Below are 6,073 nucleotides of genomic sequence, written 5' to 3' on the forward strand. Positions count from 1 at the left end.
ATGTCAGGTCCAACTCCAATGCTTCGATCTGCTTAGCCATCGCACTGCCCTCAATTGAGAATAACGTTTCGGGGGCACCCCCCTTCTGCAACACTCCTTCCAACAGAGCAGATTTTCCACCAACAATCGAGACGCTCACCCGGATGTGCGGTTGGCAGGCGGCTGCCGGGAAGGAAAACTTCGGAGTGAGACTCGGCCGGTATGCCCAAGCCGTTGTCGTGGATCGTGATTTCGGCCAGTCGTGCCCCGTCGGTTCCTAGCCGGCGCCGGTGCGAGATCGTGATTCGAGGATCGCGCGGATCGCAGCCGTGCTTGACCGCGTTGCGGACGAGATTCGTAAGCACTTGCTTGGCGCGAGCTGTGTTGCACCAGACTGCCGGAAAGTCCGGAGCGACCTCGGCTTGCACTCCGCGCTCCGCCAACGGCTCGCGCAGCTCGAACAGCACGTCGGCCAGTACCTTCGACAACTCAACCCGCTCAGGGTCCATCTGCACGCTGCCAGTTCGGGCGAGCGTTGCCAGATCGCCGAGGAATCGCTTTGCTTCCCTCATACAAACCTCGACGTGCGCCACTCGCTCGGCAATAGCCTTGACCGCCGAATCGGCCTGTGCGCGAGTCTGCTTCCGCCGGCGATCGCTCAACATCTGCTTGAGCTGGCCGAATGAATTGTCGAGCAGCATGAAGATCGCCGTCATGTCGTGCGATAGCGATCGCACCGGATGATCGGTCTGGCGATCGGCTTTCGCCGGTTGATCGCGACGCTCCTGGAGCGCGACCGATCCGCCGCGGTCAAAACCGCCGCGCGGTCGCGAATGCGGGCCTTTGATCGGCGGATTGGGCATGGAGCGGGACAGAGTTGGAGATTTGTGAGTCGGCGCTATCGGGCACGGTCGGTTGTTCAACCGAAGTCGATCCGCTATGATCGAAATGTGCCGCCTGCAAATCTACCACATGTTTTGCAGACTACGCATTTTGCCCATATAAACACGTTCCCGGCTGCCGAAGAATCACCAAAGCCATTGAGTCGCGCGCTTTTTGCCGCCGGGTCATCCGTCACCCTGTCATCTTTTCACTCTGTCATGCCTCGTTGGAACTTCCGGCTAGCCTTCTCGCCGCTTATCCTGCTCTGCGTCATCATCGCCGGTTGCAAAGACCAGGACGATGCGACCGACAATATCGACCAACCGCCGGCATTGATCGCTCCCGACGCCCTGCGCGCTCGGATCGACGACGCCATCAAATACACGCTGAACCAGCGGCTAATGAACACCCGCGATCAAGCGGCATGGCAGATCGTCCACGGCCTAGAGGCGTTTGGCCGCGACTTGAAGATTGAGGCCGACGGCGAAACGGTCGGCGCGCTCGATTATCTGTTCCAAGGGAATCCGCTCAAGGGCTGGCTGCTTCGACCCGGCGACAAGTTCCCCGATGGCAGCACCGGGATCATCGCCGTCTTGGAACCGGGGAGCAAGACGGGAGAGGGGCATCCCGACCAGTGGCTCGGTTATCTTTCGCAGTGCGGCGTGCAGCTCGATGATCCGCTGGTGGTGGGCGGAACGACCCATCATGTCCGCGATCTGCTGAACCAAGCCAAATGGGACATCTACGATGGGATGGAAGCAAGCTGGACGCTCATGGCGGCAACCACCTTTCTGCCGCTCGATGAAAAATGGAAGGCCAAGGATGGCCAAGAGTGGTCGATCGAGCGCATCGTGAAGATGGAAGCCGCCCAACCGCTTGGGAGCGGCGGCTGTTACGGCAGCCATCGGCTCTACGCCTTGTCGTTGGCGGTGAATCGCTGTCTCAAGGAGACGGGCAAGCGGCCGGACCAATTGAACGGCGCTTGGCTCGCGGCGCAGGAACGCATCACGCTGGCGATCGAGCGCGTCAAGGAATACAAACTTCCGGATGGTACACTATCCACGGCATTCTTCACTCGTCCCGTTTATATCAGTGATATCGGATCGCGGCTCTATGCGGCCGGACACACCCTCGAATTCCTCGACGTGGCCTTGAGCCGTGACGAGTTGGCGGATGATTGGATGGTGCAAGTGGTGAACCGCCTGTGCGATCTGCTGGATCAGACTCGCGACATGAATCCAGAATGCGGCATGCTCTACCACGCTTCGCACGGGCTGATGCTCTATCGCAACGCCCGCTGGGGCGCGCCGGTCAAGTAGCCGGGGGGCGCGCTATCCATGTCGGCGATTCTTCTGGCACTCGCTTTGCAGTTGACCCGGAAGTAAGCTGAAGTGAGGCTCTCCGCCGTCCGCAAATTGCCCGCGCCATGTCGAAAAACGGCAAACAATCCGCTCCCGATCCTGAAGCCGAATTCCTGGCCGAGCAATCCAAGCTGGCCAAGCGTGCGATCGGCCATGTTTTCGGCGAAATGAAGGAGAATCTTCTCCATTCGGCCGACGTTCGGGCTTGGGCCGTCCGCTACCCGCTGCCGACGGTCGCGGCCGCCGCCGCGGCCGGCGTCGGGACAGGAATCGCCGTGCGGTCGGCGTTAAGCGGCAAACGCGATGAACCGGATGGTGCGGCCGATTCGAATCCGGCCGAGCGCGCTGTCCCCGAGGCCGACTCGACTGACACTTCAGCGAAGGCGGCCGGAACCGTGGCGAGCGGCCTTCGATGGGTCGCGGCCGGTCTCGCCAGCGCCGCCGCTGAAGCCCTCTTCGCCGCCGCGCGCTCGCAGATCGAAGCCGCGTTCAGTCCTCCTCATGACAGGAACGGGGAGGCGGAACAATAGTCGTCCGCTTTGAGCGGATTGTTGACTTTCTACATCAACGATTGCGGGACCGTGGCGACAATTCGAGAGATACTTGAAGAATTCTCGGACACGCGGCATTCCTCAAAGGAGGCGACGGAACTCAGCGTTCGTCAGTCCCGCGTCGCGCACGATGTTTCCCATCGTGATCGCGTTAACAGGATTGTGGCGGGGAATCGTGAGAATCCGCGTGCCATCTGTCATAACGACGTGTTTGCTTTGGCGGGCAACTCGGAAGCCAGCTTTCTCTAATGCCCGAACGGCGTCGAGGTGCTTGACGCCTGGCAGCTTGGGTATTGCTAGACCTCGACCTGAACCTGCCTGACACCGGACGACTTCGCCAAATCGGTGACGACATCAAGATACTCTCGGATGGCGTCGGTTATATTCGCGAGTGCCTCCGCCTCCGTGGCTCCCTGTGAGTGACAACCCGGGAGGCCGGGCACCGAGACAGCGAACCCCTCGTCCGATTCTTCAAGATTGACGGCGTATTTCATGTGATTCGCAAATCCAATCGAGTACGCGACAAGGCAACTACTTCCTAATTGTCGTCACTTATGCTACTCACGGCAAGCATCCAGCGACGGTTCTTAAGCGCAAACCCTCCAACCCGGCAACAACCGCGCAAACGGTATAAGTTCAAGCTGGTTGAAGTCTCATTGCGCGCGGTTCGATAAGATGGGATGACTGGATCGAGCGGCTTGCTCACGCCGGCTTGCGATCGCTGCGTACGACTCCAAGGGCTTCCCAACATGGAATTCAATCGCAATCAGTTCCTGATGTTTGGGGTGATCGTGCTGCTCTTGGGAATTCAATTCCGCACGTTCGATTCGTTCACACTGAGCGAAAAGGCGACTAAGTTCATCGCGACCCGAATGCAGGAGGCCGGGTCGGCGGCGGCCCCCGCGGTCCCACTGGCCGGCCCGCTGCCGCGCAAGGTGTTGCGGCCGCCGCAATGGCTGGGCTGGTCGCTGATCTCGGTGGGCTCCGTGTTGATCCTGCACAGCTTCGGGATGAAGAAGCCCGGAGGATAGCGGCAGTTGACGGCAGGTACGGCTTCGGGCGCGGCGGTTTCGCCGCAGTTCCTCGCCGAACGTTGGCTACTGTTGTCTGCTATCCAACCGCTCGATCGGCAGGAACCGGCTGCCGGTCGTTTGCTGGGCGTGGTCGCGCACGGAACTGTACGGACGAACGCGGACCATCGCCTGGCTGGCTTCGAAAACTCCCTGGCCTGGAACGCTCAGGCGGGCATGCACCAAGCCGTGCGGGTCGAGATCGAACGTCAAATCGGGATGCACGGCTTGAAACGGGAACTGATAGACGGCTCCGGACGGACCGAAATCGGCCGAATGCACCGCCGCCACCCAGCGACCTAAGCAGGGAAAGCCGTTTCCCTCGGTGACCACGGTGAATCGCTGTCCGATCAGCTCGACCTCCAAAGTGCCTTCCGCTGCGACCAGATTCCCTTGACCGTCGATTGGCAAAAGGGTCACGAGAATTCCGCTGGACTCGGTCCCGGCTGTCCAATGGCCGAGATTCGCTTCGATCTGGATCGCGCGGACCGGGTCGGGCACAGCAACGGGGACCTGAGGCGCGCCGAGCCGGGCGTCCGGCTCGATGTCCGTCGCAGTTGTCGGGCTGGCGCCAGATTGCTCGTGGCTTGGCGTCTGCCGAGTTGTATCGGCAGGGGGTCCAACTGGTTTCAGATTTGCAATTGCCGATTGCAACTCGGCGGCAGAGAGGCTCTTCCCGTTGACTCGAGCGCTGGTGACGCGGTCCCAATCAATCGGCCGCAGCAGGACGATCGAATTTTCCGCGACCTGGAGCCAAAGTCGTGCTGGATCGGTTCTGGCGTCCACAGTTCCGGTAAAGTGGCGGCCGCTCGCCACCTGCACGGTGATGATCGACTCGTTCGCCGCCGCGTGAGCCATCGCCGCTGCCAGTAGCCCTAGCACGGCGAGGGCAGGTACGCAGCGACGTCCGGCAAGCAAGAAAGCGTGGCACATTTATGGGACGTCCGGAAAATCGATGAGCCAAATCCGAACGTTTGAGAAAGCAAAGTCCATGCCTGGCGGCGGCGATTCGCAATATCGCACGCGAAAAGGCGACGTGCAAAAGAATTAGGCCGTTTGGCGTCGGTCAAGGCGGTTGGCCGAAACCGGGGCCCGTTGCAAAAGCACGACATTCGATGCCGGGATACAACAACACGAAGCAAGCTGCTTGCCAGACTCTCGAGCGACGCAACGACGGGCTGGTCGTGCGACGTGCATTGGCCGGGCTGCGCCGCAATTTGTGGCGGCTTTCTGCCGATGAAGTTCGATGAGATATTTTGCGCGCTAGTTCCTTACCGAGCGAAAAAGGTCCGCCAATGTTCGAAGTTCGATTTCGGCGCCGTTTGGCCTGGGTCCTTGCCGTCGGCGTAGCTACGTCTTCCTTTGATGTTCTGGCAGCCCATGTCGGCCTGGCCGCAGACGCGCCCGCCGCTGCCGGCGTGCCCTCCGACGACACTGCGCCCCTTCCGGATCGCTCGCCGCCTGGAAAGCCGGGGCCGGCCGATCCAGCCGCCGTGCCGCATATCGAAGGGGGGCAAGTCAATGGACGCTGGCGCGAAGGAAGCCGCCTGATCGACAAATTGGGCTACTTCAAGCTAACGGGCGATCGAGCCACATTCATTTCGTCGGATGGAAAGCTGAAGTTCGATGGACTCGAGAACCTCGCCATCGAGCGAATTGCCCGGACCATCGGCGACAGCCCTGACCCGCTGGAATGGTCAATCAGCGGCATCATCACGGAATACCGCGGAGCAAACTATCTGCTGGTGACACAGGCTGTGCTGAAGACGAAGGCCACCCGCGCGAGGCGCGCGCCTTGACATGGCTATCGGACCGAATATCATGGCGGGAATGGGTTTGTGAAGCCGGACCGCCCGCGATGGGCTACCCTTCCGATCCTGCGCCCCCAGGCGGGCGTTCTGTTCCGCGGAGGAGTTGCCATGGCTCAACGCCGGCGTGTGGAAGTGCAGGAGAAGGGGGAAGTGACGATCGTTCGGTTCGTCGATCGCAAGATCCTCGACGAATCGAATATTCAAGAATTAGGGCAAGAGCTGTTCCAACTGGTGGAAGAGGAGAATCGCAAGAATCTCCTGCTGGATTTCACCAACGTCGAATTCCTCTCCAGCGCCGCGCTCGGCAAGCTGATTACGCTCGATAAGAAGGTCAAGTTGCACGGTGGAAGGCTCAAGCTCAGCGGCATTCGCCCTCAGATTTATGAAGTCTTCGCCATCACCAAGCTGAACAAGTTGTT

The 6,073-nt window shown here is 60.5% G+C and carries 8 protein-coding genes; 5 read left to right on the forward strand and 3 right to left on the reverse strand.

The genetic code is table 11. From position 1 onward, the window contains the following. Positions 1–50: 50 nt before the first annotated feature. Positions 51–842 carry a HAMP domain-containing sensor histidine kinase gene (locus VGY55_17570; GenBank protein ID HEV2971787.1) on the reverse strand — a complete coding sequence of 264 codons (792 nt, stop codon included), beginning with the start codon at positions 840–842 and terminating at the stop codon, positions 51–53. Positions 843–1,079: 237 nt separating this feature from the next. On the opposite strand from VGY55_17570, the gene VGY55_17575 reads away from it, so the two are divergent. Both VGY55_17575 and VGY55_17580 read left to right on the forward strand, forming a co-directional pair. Further along, positions 1,080–2,180 carry a hypothetical protein gene (locus VGY55_17575; GenBank protein HEV2971788.1) on the forward strand — a complete coding sequence of 367 codons (1,101 nt, stop codon included), beginning with the start codon at positions 1,080–1,082 and terminating at the stop codon, positions 2,178–2,180. Positions 2,181–2,287: 107 nt separating this feature from the next. Further along, complete coding sequence (locus tag VGY55_17580) at positions 2,288–2,752, forward strand: hypothetical protein (protein HEV2971789.1); 465 nt, start codon at positions 2,288–2,290, stop codon at positions 2,750–2,752. 317 nt (positions 2,753–3,069) lie between these two features. On the opposite strand, the gene VGY55_17585 is transcribed toward VGY55_17580, so the two are convergent. Further along, positions 3,070–3,267, reverse strand: a complete 198-nt coding sequence (locus tag VGY55_17585; protein HEV2971790.1) for a type II toxin-antitoxin system HicB family antitoxin — start codon at positions 3,265–3,267, stop codon at positions 3,070–3,072. Between the two features lie 255 nt (positions 3,268–3,522). Between VGY55_17585 and VGY55_17590 the strand changes: the two genes are divergently transcribed. Beyond that, positions 3,523–3,804, forward strand: coding sequence for a hypothetical protein (locus VGY55_17590; GenBank protein ID HEV2971791.1), 282 nt, complete (start codon positions 3,523–3,525; stop codon positions 3,802–3,804). A gap of 66 nt (positions 3,805–3,870) precedes the next feature. On the opposite strand, the gene VGY55_17595 is transcribed toward VGY55_17590, so the two are convergent. After that, entirely contained in the window at positions 3,871–4,725 is an 855-nt protein-coding gene (locus tag VGY55_17595; GenBank protein HEV2971792.1) for a hypothetical protein, read from the reverse strand. Positions 4,726–5,138: 413 nt separating this feature from the next. Here VGY55_17595 and VGY55_17600 point away from each other — a divergent pair, with 413 nt between their 5' ends. Both VGY55_17600 and VGY55_17605 read left to right on the forward strand, forming a co-directional pair. Further along, entirely contained in the window at positions 5,139–5,642 is a 504-nt protein-coding gene (locus tag VGY55_17600; GenBank protein HEV2971793.1) for a hypothetical protein, read from the forward strand. Between the two features lie 120 nt (positions 5,643–5,762). Next, on the forward strand, positions 5,763–6,073 hold a 311-nt coding region (locus VGY55_17605; protein ID HEV2971794.1), incomplete at its 3' end, for an STAS domain-containing protein.

The organism is Pirellulales bacterium (assembly GCA_035939775.1).
Taxonomy (GTDB): Bacteria; Planctomycetota; Planctomycetia; order Pirellulales; family DATAWG01; genus DASZFO01.